Source organism: Aquabacter sediminis, assembly GCF_028863665.1.
Taxonomy (GTDB): Bacteria; Pseudomonadota; Alphaproteobacteria; order Rhizobiales; family Xanthobacteraceae; genus L1I39.
Genome location: NZ_JARBFX010000005.1, coordinates 22,969 through 36,165, shown reverse-complemented (window position 1 = coordinate 36,165; position 13,197 = coordinate 22,969). Strand labels below are relative to the sequence as shown.

General features: G+C 68.2%; 14 protein-coding genes. 7 read left to right on the top strand and 7 right to left on the bottom strand.

What is annotated here, in order from left to right; genetic code table 11:
• The first annotated feature begins 19 nt into the window (after positions 1 to 19).
• On the top strand, positions 20 to 469 hold the full coding sequence (locus PV781_RS11075; RefSeq protein WP_274775698.1) for a DNA polymerase III subunit chi: 450 nt from the start codon (positions 20 to 22) through the stop codon (positions 467 to 469).
• 21 nt (positions 470 to 490) lie between these two features.
• On the opposite strand, the gene PV781_RS11070 is transcribed toward PV781_RS11075, so the two are convergent.
• Together PV781_RS11070 and PV781_RS11065 are read right to left on the bottom strand one after the other, a co-directional pair.
• A complete protein-coding gene (locus PV781_RS11070; protein ID WP_274775697.1) occupies positions 491 to 949 on the bottom strand; it encodes a phage holin family protein in 459 nt (152 codons plus the stop codon).
• Positions 946 to 1,302, bottom strand: coding sequence for a hypothetical protein (locus PV781_RS11065; RefSeq protein WP_274775696.1), 357 nt, complete (start codon positions 1,300 to 1,302; stop codon positions 946 to 948). The genes PV781_RS11070 and PV781_RS11065 overlap by 4 nt, the downstream gene beginning before the upstream one ends.
• Before the next feature lie 377 nt (positions 1,303 to 1,679).
• Here PV781_RS11065 and PV781_RS11060 point away from each other — a divergent pair, with 377 nt between their 5' ends.
• Together PV781_RS11060 and PV781_RS11055 are read left to right on the top strand one after the other, a co-directional pair.
• Positions 1,680 to 2,309, top strand: a complete 630-nt coding sequence (locus PV781_RS11060; protein ID WP_274775695.1) for a 2-hydroxychromene-2-carboxylate isomerase — start codon at positions 1,680 to 1,682, stop codon at positions 2,307 to 2,309.
• A 144-nt stretch (positions 2,310 to 2,453) separates the two neighbouring features.
• Positions 2,454 to 2,909, top strand: a complete 456-nt coding sequence (locus PV781_RS11055) for a hypothetical protein (RefSeq protein WP_274775694.1) — start codon at positions 2,454 to 2,456, stop codon at positions 2,907 to 2,909.
• A gap of 9 nt (positions 2,910 to 2,918) precedes the next feature.
• Here the strand turns inward: PV781_RS11055 and PV781_RS11050 are convergent, their stop codons facing one another.
• The gene (locus tag PV781_RS11050; RefSeq protein ID WP_274775693.1) at positions 2,919 to 3,869 is read right to left on the bottom strand and encodes an alpha/beta hydrolase; all 951 of its coding nucleotides are present in this window, start codon (positions 3,867 to 3,869) and stop codon (positions 2,919 to 2,921) included.
• 93 nt (positions 3,870 to 3,962) lie between these two features.
• Between PV781_RS11050 and PV781_RS11045 the strand changes: the two genes are divergently transcribed.
• From PV781_RS11045 to PV781_RS11035, 3 genes are all read left to right on the top strand, one after another.
• The gene (locus PV781_RS11045) at positions 3,963 to 4,433 is read left to right on the top strand and encodes a secondary thiamine-phosphate synthase enzyme YjbQ (protein WP_274775692.1); all 471 of its coding nucleotides are present in this window, start codon (positions 3,963 to 3,965) and stop codon (positions 4,431 to 4,433) included.
• Positions 4,434 to 4,521: 88 nt separating this feature from the next.
• Positions 4,522 to 5,196 (top strand): response regulator transcription factor, encoded by a 675-nt coding sequence (locus tag PV781_RS11040; RefSeq protein WP_274775691.1) that lies wholly within the window; start codon positions 4,522 to 4,524, stop codon positions 5,194 to 5,196.
• 144 nt (positions 5,197 to 5,340) lie between these two features.
• Positions 5,341 to 6,696, top strand: coding sequence for an AmpG family muropeptide MFS transporter (locus PV781_RS11035; RefSeq protein ID WP_274775690.1), 1,356 nt, complete (start codon positions 5,341 to 5,343; stop codon positions 6,694 to 6,696).
• A 21-nt stretch (positions 6,697 to 6,717) separates the two neighbouring features.
• On the opposite strand, the gene PV781_RS11030 is transcribed toward PV781_RS11035, so the two are convergent.
• The 4 genes from PV781_RS11030 to leuS all read right to left on the bottom strand — a co-directional run bounded on the left by PV781_RS11030 (position 6,718) and on the right by leuS (position 11,499).
• The gene (locus PV781_RS11030) at positions 6,718 to 7,170 is read right to left on the bottom strand and encodes a hypothetical protein (protein ID WP_274775689.1); all 453 of its coding nucleotides are present in this window, start codon (positions 7,168 to 7,170) and stop codon (positions 6,718 to 6,720) included.
• 147 nt (positions 7,171 to 7,317) lie between these two features.
• Positions 7,318 to 8,343 carry a DNA polymerase III subunit delta gene (holA, locus tag PV781_RS11025; RefSeq protein WP_274775688.1) on the bottom strand — a complete coding sequence of 342 codons (1,026 nt, stop codon included), beginning with the start codon at positions 8,341 to 8,343 and terminating at the stop codon, positions 7,318 to 7,320.
• A 5-nt stretch (positions 8,344 to 8,348) separates the two neighbouring features.
• Positions 8,349 to 8,894, bottom strand: a complete 546-nt coding sequence (locus PV781_RS11020) for a hypothetical protein (protein ID WP_274775687.1) — start codon at positions 8,892 to 8,894, stop codon at positions 8,349 to 8,351.
• A complete protein-coding gene (gene leuS, locus PV781_RS11015; protein WP_274775686.1) occupies positions 8,881 to 11,499 on the bottom strand; it encodes a leucine--tRNA ligase in 2,619 nt (872 codons plus the stop codon). The genes PV781_RS11020 and leuS overlap by 14 nt, the downstream gene beginning before the upstream one ends.
• Before the next feature lie 229 nt (positions 11,500 to 11,728).
• Between leuS and PV781_RS11010 the strand changes: the two genes are divergently transcribed.
• Positions 11,729 to 13,114, top strand: coding sequence for a sodium:proton antiporter (locus PV781_RS11010; RefSeq protein WP_274775685.1), 1,386 nt, complete (start codon positions 11,729 to 11,731; stop codon positions 13,112 to 13,114).
• Positions 13,115 to 13,197 lie beyond the last annotated feature (83 nt).

Below are 13,197 nucleotides of genomic sequence, written 5' to 3'. Positions count from 1 at the left end.
GCCCGGATGGGGAGCGCGCGTGACCGAAGTGTTCTTCTACCATCTGGAGCGGCGCCGGCTGGAGGACGCCCTTCCCCTGCTCCTGGAGAAGAGCCTGGAGCGGGGCTGGCGCTGCGTGGTCCAGTGCAGCTCGCCCGAGCGGCGCGACGCGCTGGATGCCCATCTGTGGACCTATGACGATGCATCCTTCCTGCCCCACGGCACGGATGCGCAGCCCCTGCCGGAGCGCCAGCCGGTGCTGATCGCGCTCGGGCCGGGCAATCCAAACGGGGCCCAGGTGCGCTTCCTGGTGGATGGGGCGGCGATCGAGGATGCCTCGCCCTATGTCCGGGTGGTGCACATGTTTGACGGGCGGGACGACGATGCCGTCGCCGCCGCCCGCGACAAATGGCGGGCGGCAAAAGCGGCCGGCCATACCCTCACCTATTGGCAGCAGGACGAGAACGGGCGCTGGGTGCGCAAGGCCTGAGAGGGGCGGGGGACGCCTGGGCTATTTCCGCCGCAGCGTCTTCAGCACCATGCCCAGCACCGGAACCAGCATGCCGGACAGGGCCGAATCCAGGGGATTGCGGACGATATTGGTGAGGCCGCGCACATCCTGCTCGACGGTCTTCAACTCCACCGTCAGGGCGTCCATGGCCGACTGGTTGATCTCATTGGCCAGTTCCAGGTCGCGGCCTGGCTTCACCTGGGCGGCGATGAGCGCCAGGATGAGCGCCAGCACCACATTGCCGCCGCCCACCGCCACGGCGGCCCAGACCGGCCCCCAGAGCTGTTCAAGCGCGAAGAAGAGGCCGATGCCGAGCATCAGCAGACCGAACGCCGCGATCAGGCCCGCAAAGGCATAGATGCCGGCGCGCGCCAAGGCGTTGCGCAGATAGATGTCGGCGATGATCGTATTGGCGCGCAGAAGCACCCGCAGGGTGCGCACCACATTGTCCACTTTCATCTGTCTCGTCCCCGTCCCCGGCCCAGCATGAGCCCTATGACGAATGCGACCGCCACACCCGCCAGCGGGCGTGCGATCACGGCGGTCTCGATCCTGCGCTTGACGCCGCGAACTGCGGCGCTGGCCTCGTCCGCCACGCGCGCCTTGGCGTCCGACAGGGCCTCCCCGGCGCGACCGGCCAATTCCGCCGCGCTTTCGGCAGCCATTTCGGCGGCAAGATCCGCAGCGGCGAGGGCCTCGGCTTCCGCGGCGATCTGCTCTGCCGGCTCTTCCACCGGCCGCCGCGCCGCGGGAACGCCCGCCAGTTCCGCCCTCAGCGCGTTCAATTCGGCTTTCCGGCTGCGCGCCGCCATCGCCCACTCCCTCACTGATATCTGCCGATCCAGGGGATCGGGCTGCGTTCAGCGCCTGTGAAGACTGCAACAGGCAACCTTCCGTGTCACCCGTCGCCCTGGGGCCAGCGACGCCATGCCCGATCCCCGGGACAAAAGAAAGGGCGCGAAACAATTGTTCCGCACCCCAGTGTGAAGGGAGGACCCACCAAAGGACCGGAGACGTCCGCTCTCTCGAACGAAACATCCCGATAACCGAACGATCCTAAATTCACGCCCCGTTGTCAATTCAATAAATTAAATCCATTATTTTTGTGTATTAATGATCTTCGTCCGCCGCGCGCCGTGGTCGGTTTGCGCGGCAGAGCCAGCCCTCTAAAACAGGGAGGGAGGCGCCCATGAACCGAACCATCGATTATTTCTTTTCCCTCGCCAGCCCCTGGTCCTTTCTCGGCCACGCTCCCCTCATGGAGGTGGCGCAGCGCCACGGGGCCGAGGTTCGCCTGCGGCCGGTGGAGCTGGGGCCTGTCTTCGCCGAGACCGGCGGCCTGCCGCTGGCCAAGCGCGCGCCGGAACGCCAGCGCTACCGCATCGTGGAACTGCAGCGCTGGCGGGTGAAGCGGGGGGTCGACTTCCATCTTCATCCCCGCTTCTGGCCGTTCGACGCCACCCTCGCCGACCGCACCGTGATGGCCGCGCTGGATGGCGACCTGTCCGTGGACACCCTGCTGCCCCGCCTGTTCTCCGGCGTCTGGCAGAAGCAGGAGAATCTCGCCGATGCCGGGAGCCTGGCGGCCATCGTCACCGAAGCCGGCCTGCCCGGCGTCGAGCTGGTGGAGCGGGCGCAGAGCGAGGAGATCACGGCCGCCTACGCGGAGAACCGCGCGCTGGCGCTCTCCAACGACGTGTTCGGCGCCCCCTCCTACGTATTGGATGGGGAGGTCTTCTGGGGCCAGGATCGCATCGACCTGCTGGATGACGCGCTCGCTTCCGGCCGCGCGCCCTTCCGCTTCGTGCCCAAGGACTGAGGCGCGCCCGGGGTTCGCGACCGCGCGTGCCCCGGGACCTCTCCCGTGCGCGTGCGCGCGGCGCCGTTCTTGCGCCCTGATCCTGGGTCATGGTCTCGGGGTATGGTCCAAACGCCGCGTTCTCCCATGTCACGAAGGTGTCCGATGCCCCGTATCCCGGCCTCCGCCCTCGCCGCCTGCACGGTGCTCGCCCTGGCCGCCGCGCCGGCCTTGGCCCAGATGCCACCCGCGCCCCCGGCCCCACCCGGCCCTCCGGCACCGCCCGCCCCGCCGCAAGCGCGCTACAGCTTCGCCCCGGTGGAGGGCGGCGCGCTAAAGCTCGACACCCTCACCGGCAAGGTCTCCTTCTGCGGCCGGTCCAATGGAAACTACCTGTGCGAGGCCGTGCCGGACACCCGGGACGCCTATGAGGCGGAGATCGGCCGGCTCCAACAGCAGGTTGAGACCCTTCAGGGCGGCAAGCCCAAGGCGGGAGAGGCCCCGCCCGCGACGGACGAGTCCAATCTCGATGCCGCCATGGACTATGCCGAGCGCGTCATGCGCCGCCTGAAGCAGATGCTGGACAATCTGCGCGCCGGCGAGCCCGCCAATCCCACCTGACGCGCGCGCCTACAGGCGCGCCAGGAAGGCGTCGAACCGCGCCATGGCCTGGTCGGTGAGGCTGCCGGGGAAGTGCGTGAAGACGTGGCAGCCGCCGGGCGCAACCATCAGCTCGGCGGCATTGCCCGCCGCCAGCCAGCGGCCGGCCATGAAGAGGGTGTCGTCCAGCAGCGCATCGCGGGTGCCCACCAGGAACAGCGCCGGCGGCAGGCCCGCCAGGTCCGCCAGCAGGGGCGAGACATCCGCATCTTCCGCGCTGCCGCCGCCCGCCAAGTAATAGGCCACGAAGCGATGGATATCGGCCGTGTTGAGCACCAGAGGCGTATCGCCGAACTGGCGGGCGCTGGGGGTGAGGCGCAGGTCGAAGCATCCGGCGGTAAGGATCGCCCCGGCAAAGGGCGCAAGGCCATGCCGGTCCCGCAGGCGGACCAGGGTGGCGGCGGCCAGATTTCCGCCGGCCGATTCGCCGCCAATGACGAGGCGTGTGGTGCCGAAGCGCGCCTGCGCCTCCCGCGCCAGCCACAGGGCTGCGGCCTCGCAATCGTCGGGAGCGGCGGGATAGGGGTGTTCGGGGGCGAGGCGATACTGCACCGAGACCACCGCCCAGCCGGTGCGGGTGACGATGCGGTCGTTGGAGCCGTCATTCTCCCGGGGCGAGCCCAGCGTCCAGCCGCCCCCGTGAATGTGCAGATAGACGCCCTTCGGCGCCCCCGCCGGCATATAGATGCGCACGCGCACGATGCCCTGCGGCGCCTCGATCTCCAGCGTGCTGGCATGGGGGCTTTCCGGCGGCAGGGGAAACGGTCCCTTGCCCTCCAGGCGCGCCTTTCGAATCACCGCCGGAGGCAGCTCGCCGCGATTGGGGATGGCGCCGAGCGCCTTGATGATGGCCTCGTTGACCATCCGCGTGCCCACATCCACCGCCGCCCGCGCGAAGGTCTCTTCCCTTATTTCGATCATGCTCGCTTAGTCTCCCACGCCCCCGCCACACGGCCGGGCCAGATTGAGACCCGTGGCGCCATCGTCAAGGCCGCCTCTGGGGAAGGAGGAGGAATGGCTGACCTTTCCCGCACGCCCGCGCGACGGATCGCCGCGCCGACCGCGGCGCAATCCCTGCTCACCGTTCAGACGCGCGGCGAGGGCTTCACCGACATTACCCGCGAGCTGCGCGCCTTCCTGACCGAGATCGGCGCACGGACGGGGCTGGCGCACGTCTTCTGCCGCCACACCTCCGCCTCCCTCACCATTCAGGAAAATGCCGATCCCGACGTCCGCACGGACCTTCTGACCGCCCTTCACAGCCTCGCCCCCCGCTCCGGGCGCTGGGTTCACGACCTGGAGGGGCCGGACGACATGCCCGCCCATATCCGCACCATGCTGACCGACAGCGGCCTTTCCATTCCGGTGGCGAAGGGCACGCCGCTGCTCGGCACCTGGCAGGGCGTCTACCTCATCGAACACCGCGACCGGCCCCATATGCGCGAGGTGGTTCTGTCCTTCCTCGGGGATTGCGCGGAGCCTTGATCGGCTTGCGTGCGCCTTGCGGGCCAATCAAAATAGAACGGCTCAGAATTGAAAGGGACCGCCGATGCGCGGCCGGGGGGAGGTCTCGTTGGGAGAAGCGGCCGAAAACGCCATCCGCCTCGTCATTGCCGACGACCACCCCTTGTTCCGCGGCGCCCTGCGCGAGGCCGTGACCGCCCTCTATCCGGCCGCCGAAATCGTCGAGGTGGGAACGTTCGACGACCTGCACGCGGCGCTGGAAAAGGATTCCAACTTCGACCTGGTGCTGCTCGACCTCACCATGCCCGGCGCGCGGGGCTTTTCCGGCCTCATCTATCTGCGCGCCCAATATGCCGGCGTGCCGGTGGTGGTGGTCTCCGGCAATGAGGAGCCGGCGGTCATTCGCCGCTGCCTGGATCTGGGCGCCTCCGGCTTCATCCCCAAGACACTGGGCACCGCCGGCATGCGGGACGCCATCGCCGCCGTCATGGCGGGGGGCGCCTGGTCGCCGCCGGACGTGAATCTCGCCGCCCGCTCGGACGCGGAGACGGACGCCATCATCGCCCGCCTCTCCACCCTGACCCCGCAGCAGGTGCGGGTGCTGATGATGCTGTCGGAAGGACGCCTCAACAAGCAGATCGCCTACGAATTGTCGGTGTCGGAAGCAACCGTGAAGGCCCACGTCTCCGCCATCCTGCAGAAGCTCGCGGTGGAAAGCCGCACCCAGGCGGTGATTGCCGTCTCCAAGGTGGAATCGGGGCTATGGAGCCAGGGCCAGGCGTGAGGCACGGCCATCCCGCGCGCGGCTACGCATTCTGAACCAAATGGCGCCATGCTGGTGCGGTTCCCTGGACCGCACCCTTGACGGATCGCGGCCCCGGGGGCTCGACCCTTCCTTGTCCGCGTCCCTCCGGAGCCCCTTCACCCCATGAGCGAGCCCGCCGCCTCCCCCGCCCGACGCGCCCCCTGGCTGGAGGCGGTGGCGGTCTATTTCCGCCCGAGCGTGCTGGTGGTGATCCTCCTGGGCTTCTCCTCCGGTCTGCCCTTGGCGCTCACCGGCACCACGCTTTCGGTGTGGATGACCGAATCGGGAGTCAATCTCTCCACCATCGGGCTGTTCTCCCTGGTGGGGCTGCCCTACACGCTGAAATTCCTCTGGGCGCCGGTGGTGGATGCGCTCGACGTGCCGCTCCTGTCGCGCTGGCTCGGCCGGCGGCGGGGCTGGCTGCTGGCCACCCAGTTGCTGCTGGCGGCGGCGATCCTGTTCCTCGGCTTCCAGAACCCGGTGGCCGCGCCCTTGATGGTGGCGGCCGGCGCGGTGGCGGTGGCCTTCATCTCCGCCACCCAGGACATCGTGGTCGATGCCTTCCGCGTGGAGCGGCTCGACACCTCGGAGCAGGCCGCCGGCATGGCCGGTTATGTGGCCGCCTATCGCATCGGCATGCTCGTGTCGGGCGCCGGCGTCATCGCGCTGGTGGCGGCGCTGGAGTTGCAGGGGACCCCGCGCGCGCAAGTGTGGATGTGGGGCTATGTGGCGGCGGCGGCCTGCATGGGACTGGGCCTGATCGCCACCTTCCTCGCCCGCGAACCGGAAGGCCCGGTGCGCCATGACGGCGAAGCTAAGGGCCAGAAGGCCGGCGCGCTCCAGCGGGTGGTGGCCACCGCCGTGAGCGCCTTCACGGAATTCCTCAGCCGGCCCCAGGCCATCGCCGTGCTGGCCTTCGTGCTGCTCTACAAGTTCTGCGATGCCTTTGCCGGCGTGCTCACCGCGCCGTTCGTGATCTCCATCGGCTTCGACAAGGCGACCTATGCGGGCATCGTGAAGGGGGTGGGGCTGATCGCGGCGCTGGCCGGCGGCTTTGCCGGCGGCGCGCTGGCGCGCACACGACCTCTCGTGGCCTGCCTCTGGATCGGCGGAATCCTGCAGACGCTCTCCAACCTCGTCTTTTCCGTGCAGGCGCTGATCGGCCCCAACGTGCCGTTCCTGACAGCGGCCATCGTGGTGGAGAATTTCACCGGCGCCATCGGCACCGTGATCTTCGTGGCCTATCTGTCGGCGCTGTGCGGCGCGCGGGCGCACACCGCCACCCAATATGCCCTGCTGACGGCCCTGACCGCCGTCGGCCGCACCTTCCTTGCGTCCGGCGGCGGCTTCATCGCGGAGGCGACCGGCTGGCCTCTCTTCTTCGCCATCACCGTCGTGGCCGGCATTCCCGGCCTCGCGCTCCTGGCCTATCTCCAGATGCGCGGCCATTTCGGCGAACTGGCCAAGGCGAAGGGCTGAGCGCCCTCCGCCAGAGACGTGTCAGCGCCGTCCGGGCGAGGGGCGGCTGAAATAGAGCAGCACCAGCGACAGCGGGATCATGACATGGTCCAGGATCTTGCCCGGCGGCGTGCCGGTCAGGTCGAGCGGCCGGAAATGACCGATCAGGTAGCGGCCGGAATATTCCAGGAACATCAGGATCAGGAGCAGCGGGATCAGCGCCCGGTACCGCGCCAGGGCGACCACATAGACAAAGCCCATCATCAGCTGGGACAGCCCCCACAGGGCGAACACGAAGATCACGGCCTGGCCGGCCTGCACGGGCGAGAAGGTCGTCAGCGGGATATGTGCCACCGACTGGGCGCCGCCATCGGGCGCCAGGACGTGGAAGAAGCTGCGGCCGAGCGTCATCAGCGTGATGGCGACGAACACCGCCACCACCGCGCGATGGCCGGGAAAATGATTGTCGATGCGCTCGGGCAAGATCCAGTTCATGCGGCGCTCCTGGCATGTGTGGACGCGGTCATGCGGGCTTGGGGGCACGAGGGAACCCTCCCCTGCCTCGCGATCCACCTATAAGGCACCGCCCAGGCTTGCCCTGCATGGCGAAAAGTGGCCGAAAGGCCAAGCTGGTCAGCCCGATCAGCCCAGGTCCCGCCGGCGCAAGGCGATCTGGAGGACGCAGCGCTCGGCGATCACCTCGCCCATCTGCGCGTTCCGTCGGGCGGCGAGGATGGCATCATCGGCCATCAGCAGCGCCCTCATGCACTGGTCGGCGGACAGGCTCCGCAGCGCGCGCTCCAGATAGGGCTTGCGGGAGAAATGCACCGCCGGCTTCTGCTGGTCCAGCACCCGGTCGATGGAGGTGCCGCCCTGCACCGCCAGCGCCATCTGGTGGAGGCTGGTGAGGCCGCGCAGCAGGGCACCGAGAATGGCGTCCGGCCGGCTGGCCGCGCCCCAGGCCTTGGCCAGCGCCGCGGCGGCGGACGGCGCATCCCCGGCCAGCGCGGAATCCACCACGTCGTCAAGGGCGAGCGCCGAGGCATCTCCCACCGCCTGGCGCACGTCCTCCGCGGTCACCCGCCCCTGCCCCTTGGCGTAAAGGGCGAGCTTGGCGATTTCGCCGCGCGAGGCCAGCCGGTCGCCGCCGATGAGGGAGACCAGCAACTCCTTGGCGTCGCGGTCGATGGTGAGCCCGGCCTCGCCCAGCATGGTGTCCACGAGGCGGGCGAGATCCCGCTCGCCGTCCGCATAACAGGCGATGGCGAGGGCCGCTTGGGAATTCTCGCACAGGCTGCGCAGGGGCGCGCCGCGCTTCAGGTCCCCCGCCTCCACCACCACCAACGCGTCGCAGGGTGGCGAGAGGGCCGGCTCCAAGGCGGGCACGATGTTGCGGCTGCCGGCCTTCACCCAGATCACACGCTGGCCGCCGAACAGGCCGATGGTGCGGGTTTCGTCGATGAGGCGCCGGGGATCGGAGGCCAGTTCGTCGCCGTCCAGGCGGACCACGGCGAAGGGGTCGGCCATATCCGGCACGGCGCGCCGCACCAGCCCCTCGGCGCGCTCGCGCACGAGGCCGGTGTCGGGGCCGAACAGGAGGACGACGGGGCGCTTGGGATCGCGCCGGGAGAGCGCGGTTTCCGCGTCCCCGGCTCGCACCGCCACCATGGGCGTCAGGACCCGGGATTCTTGACGAAATAGGCGGCCAGCTGGGCCTTGATCATCTCGGAGAGGGTCAAGGCGGCGCGGGTCTCCGCATCGCGGGTGGCGCTGTAATTGGCGAAGCGCTCGACGCTGACATCGATGGAGGCGGAGGCCGCGGCCGAACCGGTGGCCACCGGCGGCTTGTCTTCCTCGCCGGACTTCAGCAGCTTCCAGTCGCCCTGCACGCGCACCGTCTTGGCTTCCGGCAGGCCGGAGGCGGTGTCGACGATGGCATAGCTGGAGGACGACTTCACCGTGATCAGCATCTTGTACGGCACATTGGTCGGATTGCCGCTGCCGCCGGTGAGATTGAAGATCAGATCGTTGCGCAGGTCGTTGCCGAGCCGCCCCTCGATCTTGACGATCTCGATGTCCTTCAGCTTGTTCTGAAGGCTGGGCCCCGCCACCGTGGTGGTGGTGGCATACATGGGCTGGAAGCAGCCGGCCAGCGCCACCGAAGCGGCACCGACGAAGGCGAGGCGGACGAGCAGCGCGGCGCGGTCAGGCGACAACATTCACGATCCTCTGTGGCACCACGATGATACGCTTCGGCGGGCGTCCGTCGAGGGCGCGTTGCACAGTTTCCATGGCGAGCACCGCCGCCTCGATCTCGGCGGGCGAGGCTTCGCGGGAGACCTCGATGTCGTCGCGCTTGCGGCCATTGATCTGGATCGGCAGCACGATGGTGTTGCGCACCAGCAAGGCCGGGTCATGCTCGGGCCAGGGCGCCTCGGCGGCGAGGCCCTCCTTGCCGAGCGAGGCCCAGCATTCCTCGGCCAGGTGCGGCGTCATGGGAGCGACCACGCGCACCACGATCTCGGCCGCCTCGCGCAGGGCATAGGCAAGGCCGCCCTCGGTGCCCGCACGCGCGGCCGATACGCCCTGCCCGAAGGCATTGGCGAATTCGTGCACATGGGCCACCGCCACGTTGAAGCGCAGGCGCTCCACGTCATCGGCAACGGTCGCGGCCAAGGCGTGAGACGCCCGGCGCAAGGCCAGAGCCTCCGGCCCGAAGCTTTCAGGCGCGGAACCCTCGGAGCCCAGCTCCTTGGCCTCGTGCACCAGGCGCCAGATGCGCTGGACAAAGCGCCAGGCGCCCTCGATGCCGGACTGGGTCCATTCGCTGTCGCGCTCCGGCGGGGTGTCGGAGAGCATGAACCAGCGGGCGCAGTCCACGCCATAGGTGTCCGCCACCACTTCGGGGGGAACCACGTTCCGCTTGGACTTGGACATCTTCTCGGGCGGGCCGACCACCACGTCCTCGCCGGTGTCCATCTTCACGGCCTTGCCGTTGCCGAGGAGCTTCACCTCCTCGGGGAACAGCCAGCGGCCGGCCTGGTCCTTATAGGTCTCGTGGACGATCATGCCCTGGGTGAACAGGCCCGCGAAGGGCTCGCTCACATCCACTCGGCCACACGCCTTCAGCGCCCGCGTGAAGAAGCGGGAATAGAGAAGGTGCAAAATGGCGTGCTCGATGCCGCCAATATACTGGTCCACCGGCAACCAATGGGCGACCGCGTCCTTGTCCAGCGGGCGCGCCACGTTGTCGGAAGCATAGCGCAGATAATACCAGGACGAATCCACGAAGGTGTCCATGGTGTCGGTCTCGCGCCGGGCGGGGGCGCCGCACTTGGGGCACGGCACGTCGCGCCAGGCCTTGGCCCGGTCCAGCGGATTGCCGGGACGGTCGAAGGTCACGTCATCCGGCAGTTCCACGGGCAGCTGGTCGCGCGGCACCGGCACGACGCCGCAGGCCTCGCAATGGATGACCGGGATGGGGCAGCCCCAATAGCGCTGGCGCGAAATGCCCCAGTCGCGCAGGCGGAAATTCACCCGCCGCGTGCCCTGCGGCTCGCCCTCCACCCGGAAGCGCTCCAGCTGGCGGGCGACCGCCTCCTTGGCGGCGGCCACGTCGAGGCCGTCCAGGAACTGGGAATTGAACAGGGTGCCATCCCCGTCATAGGGCTCGTCGCCCAGCGCGAAGGTGGCGGCATCCGCGCCGGGCGGAAGGACCACCGGGGTGATGGGCAGGCCGTATTTGCGGGCGAAGTCGAAGTCGCGCTGGTCGTGGGCCGGGCAGCCGAAAATGGCGCCGGTGCCGTAGTCCATCAGCACGAAATTGGCCACATAGACCGGCACGGTGCGGCTGGCATCCAAGGGATGCACCACCTTAAGGCCGGTGTCGTAGCCCTTCTTCTCCTGCGTCTCGATGGCCTCGGCGGAGGTGCCGCCGGTCTTGCACTCGGCAATGAAGGCATCGAGCGCCTTGTCCTTGGCGCCCAGCATCCGGGCCAGCGGATGGTCCGCCGAGAGCGCCAGGAAGGAGGCACCGAACAAGGTATCGGGACGGGTGGTATAGACCTTCACTGCGCCAACGCCGGGTGCGCGATCGCGGGCGGTGGCCTTGTCCAGCTCGAACAGGACCTCCAGGCCCTCCGAGCGTCCGATCCAGTTGCGCTGCATGAGGCGCACGCGATCGGGCCAGCGGTCCAGCGTGTCGAGGGCGTCCAGCAGGTCCTGGGAGAAGTCGGTGATCTTCAGGAACCACTGGGCGAGCTTGCGCCGCTCCACCACGGCGCCGGAGCGCCAGCCGCGCCCGTCAATGACCTGCTCGTTGGCGAGCACGGTATTGTCCACCGGGTCCCAGTTGACCTCGCTCTCCTTGCGATAGGCGAGGCCGTTCTCCAGGAAGTCCAGGAAGATGCGCTGCTGCTCCACATAATAGGAGGGATCGCAGGTGGCGATCTCGCGGTTCCAGTCCAGCGACAGGCCGAGCAGCTCCAGCTGCTCCTTCATGGAGGCGATGTTCTCGTAGGTCCAGGCCTTGGGATGGATGCCGCGCTCGATGGCGGCATTCTCCGCCGGCAGGCCGAAGGCGTCCCAGCCCATGGGATGGAGGACATTGTAGCCGCGCATGCGCTTGTAGCGCGCCAGCACGTCGCCCATCACATAATTGCGCCCATGGCCGATATGAATGCGCCCCGACGGATAGGGGAACATTTCCATGACGAAGAATTTGGGGCGCGGATCGTCGTTGCGCGTGCGGAAAATGCCGCGCTCCTTCCAGATCTTCTGCCAGCGGGGTTCGGCTTCGCGCGCGTTGTAACGGTCTGTGCTCATGTCTTCTGCGGATCCAAGGGCGCGCGGACTAGGACATGAAAGCGGCGTCTGGGTCAACCTTCAGCACGACGCGTCCTTGCGTATGGGATGGCGGAGCGAAAGACCTATGCAGCGGGCGCAGTATAAGGCATCGTCCGGCGCTCCAGGGGCGGCGCGGTAAGGGAGGGGGCGCGTGCAGGATTCGCGTTGGGTCCGAGTGGGTTTCGGTTCGGCGACGGCGCTCGTCGCGATGCTTCTTCCCTTCGCGGCGCAGGCCGCCGCTCCCGGCGCGCCGGTGATTGATGGCGCTTCACTCTCGCCGCTCTGGGCGCTCCCGTTCGCCGGCATGCTCCTGTCCATCGCGCTGTTTCCGCTGCTGGCCGGGCATTTCTGGCACCACCATTACGGCAAGGTGGCCCTGTTCTGGGGTCTCGCCTTCCTGGTGCCCTTCGCCGCGCTCCACGGGCCGAACCTGACCGCCCACGAGGTGGTGCATGCCGCGCTGCTGGAATACATCCCCTTCATCATCCTGCTGTTCGCGCTGTTCACGGTGTCCGGCGGCATCCTGGTGGTGGGCAACATCCATGGCAGCCCGGCCACCAACACCGCCATCCTCGCCTTCGGGACGATCATCGCCTCGCTCATCGGCACCACCGGGGCGTCCATGGTGCTGATCCGGCCGCTGCTGCGCGCCAACGACAATCGGCGCCACAATGTCCACACCGTGGTCTTCTTCATCTTCCTGGTGTCGAACATCGGCGGCTCGCTGACGCCGCTCGGCGACCCGCCTTTGTTCCTGGGCTTCCTGAAGGGGGTCAGCTTCTTCTGGACCACCACCCATCTCTTCCACGACACGGTGGTGGTGGCGGGCATCCTGCTGGTGGTCTTCTACGCCCTCGACAGCTATTTCTACGCCCGCGAGGGCAAGCCGCTCAGGGATCCCACGCCGGACACCGAGCGGGTGAGCGTGCGCGGGCTGCAAAACGTGCCGCTGCTGATCGGCATCATCGGTGCCATCCTTCTGAGCGCGCTTTGGAAGCCGGGCATCGGCTTTTCCATCTATGGCACCCATGTTGAGTTGCAGTGGATCGCGCGGGATGTGCTGCTGATCGCCATCGCCTTCCTGTCCATCGCCATCACCCCCAAGCTGGTGCGTGAGCGGAACGGCTTCGACTGGGAACCCATCCGGGAGGTGGCCAAGCTGTTTGCCGCCATCTTCCTCACCATCATCCCGGTGATCGCCATCCTGCGGGCCGGCACGGCAGGCCCCTTCGCGCCGCTGGTGAACCTGGTGACGGGGCCGGGCGGCGAGCCGGTGAATGTCTGGTACTTCTGGCTGACCGGCGCCCTGTCCTCGTTCCTGGACAATGCGCCCACCTATCTCGTCTTCTTCAATCTCGCCGGCGGCGATGCCCACACGCTGATGGGGCCGCTGGCCGTGACGCTGGAGGCCATCTCGGCCGGAGCGGTGTTCATGGGCGCCATGACCTATATCGGCAATGCGCCGAACTTCATGGTGCTGTCGATCGCGCGGCACCGGGGCGTGAAGATGCCGAGCTTCTTCGGCTACATGGCCTGGTCCTGCGTGTTTCTGCTGCCCTGCTTCGGGCTGCTGACCTTCCTTTATTTCCTCTGATCCCCTGGCCCTCCGGGGCCGGGTCCGCACATGAAAAGGCCGGGCGCCCGTCGGACGCCCGGCCTTTTCATGTCAACTCACCT

Bases quoted from the DNA above. Each gene is read 5' to 3' on its own strand.
- PV781_RS11050 (WP_274775693.1), bottom strand. From the start codon at position 3,869: ATGATCGAAATAAGGGAAGAGACCTTCGCGCGGGCGGCGGTGGATGTG.
- PV781_RS11060 (WP_274775695.1), top strand. From the start codon at position 1,680: ATGAACCGAACCATCGATTATTTCTTTTCCCTCGCCAGCCCCTGGTCC.
- PV781_RS11045 (WP_274775692.1), top strand. From the start codon at position 3,963: ATGGCTGACCTTTCCCGCACGCCCGCGCGACGGATCGCCGCGCCGACC.
- PV781_RS11010 (WP_274775685.1), top strand. From the start codon at position 11,729: ATGCTTCTTCCCTTCGCGGCGCAGGCCGCCGCTCCCGGCGCGCCGGTG.
- PV781_RS11065 (WP_274775696.1), bottom strand. From the start codon at position 1,302: ATGGCGGCGCGCAGCCGGAAAGCCGAATTGAACGCGCTGAGGGCGGAA.
- PV781_RS11020 (WP_274775687.1), bottom strand. From the start codon at position 8,894: ATGTTGTCGCCTGACCGCGCCGCGCTGCTCGTCCGCCTCGCCTTCGTC.
- leuS (WP_274775686.1), bottom strand. From the start codon at position 11,499: ATGAGCACAGACCGTTACAACGCGCGCGAAGCCGAACCCCGCTGGCAG.
- PV781_RS11070 (WP_274775697.1), bottom strand. From the start codon at position 949: ATGAAAGTGGACAATGTGGTGCGCACCCTGCGGGTGCTTCTGCGCGCC.
- PV781_RS11030 (WP_274775689.1), bottom strand. From the start codon at position 7,170: ATGAACTGGATCTTGCCCGAGCGCATCGACAATCATTTTCCCGGCCAT.
- PV781_RS11035 (WP_274775690.1), top strand. From the start codon at position 5,341: ATGAGCGAGCCCGCCGCCTCCCCCGCCCGACGCGCCCCCTGGCTGGAG.
- holA (WP_274775688.1), bottom strand. From the start codon at position 8,343: ATGGTGGCGGTGCGAGCCGGGGACGCGGAAACCGCGCTCTCCCGGCGC.
- PV781_RS11055 (WP_274775694.1), top strand. From the start codon at position 2,454: ATGCCCCGTATCCCGGCCTCCGCCCTCGCCGCCTGCACGGTGCTCGCC.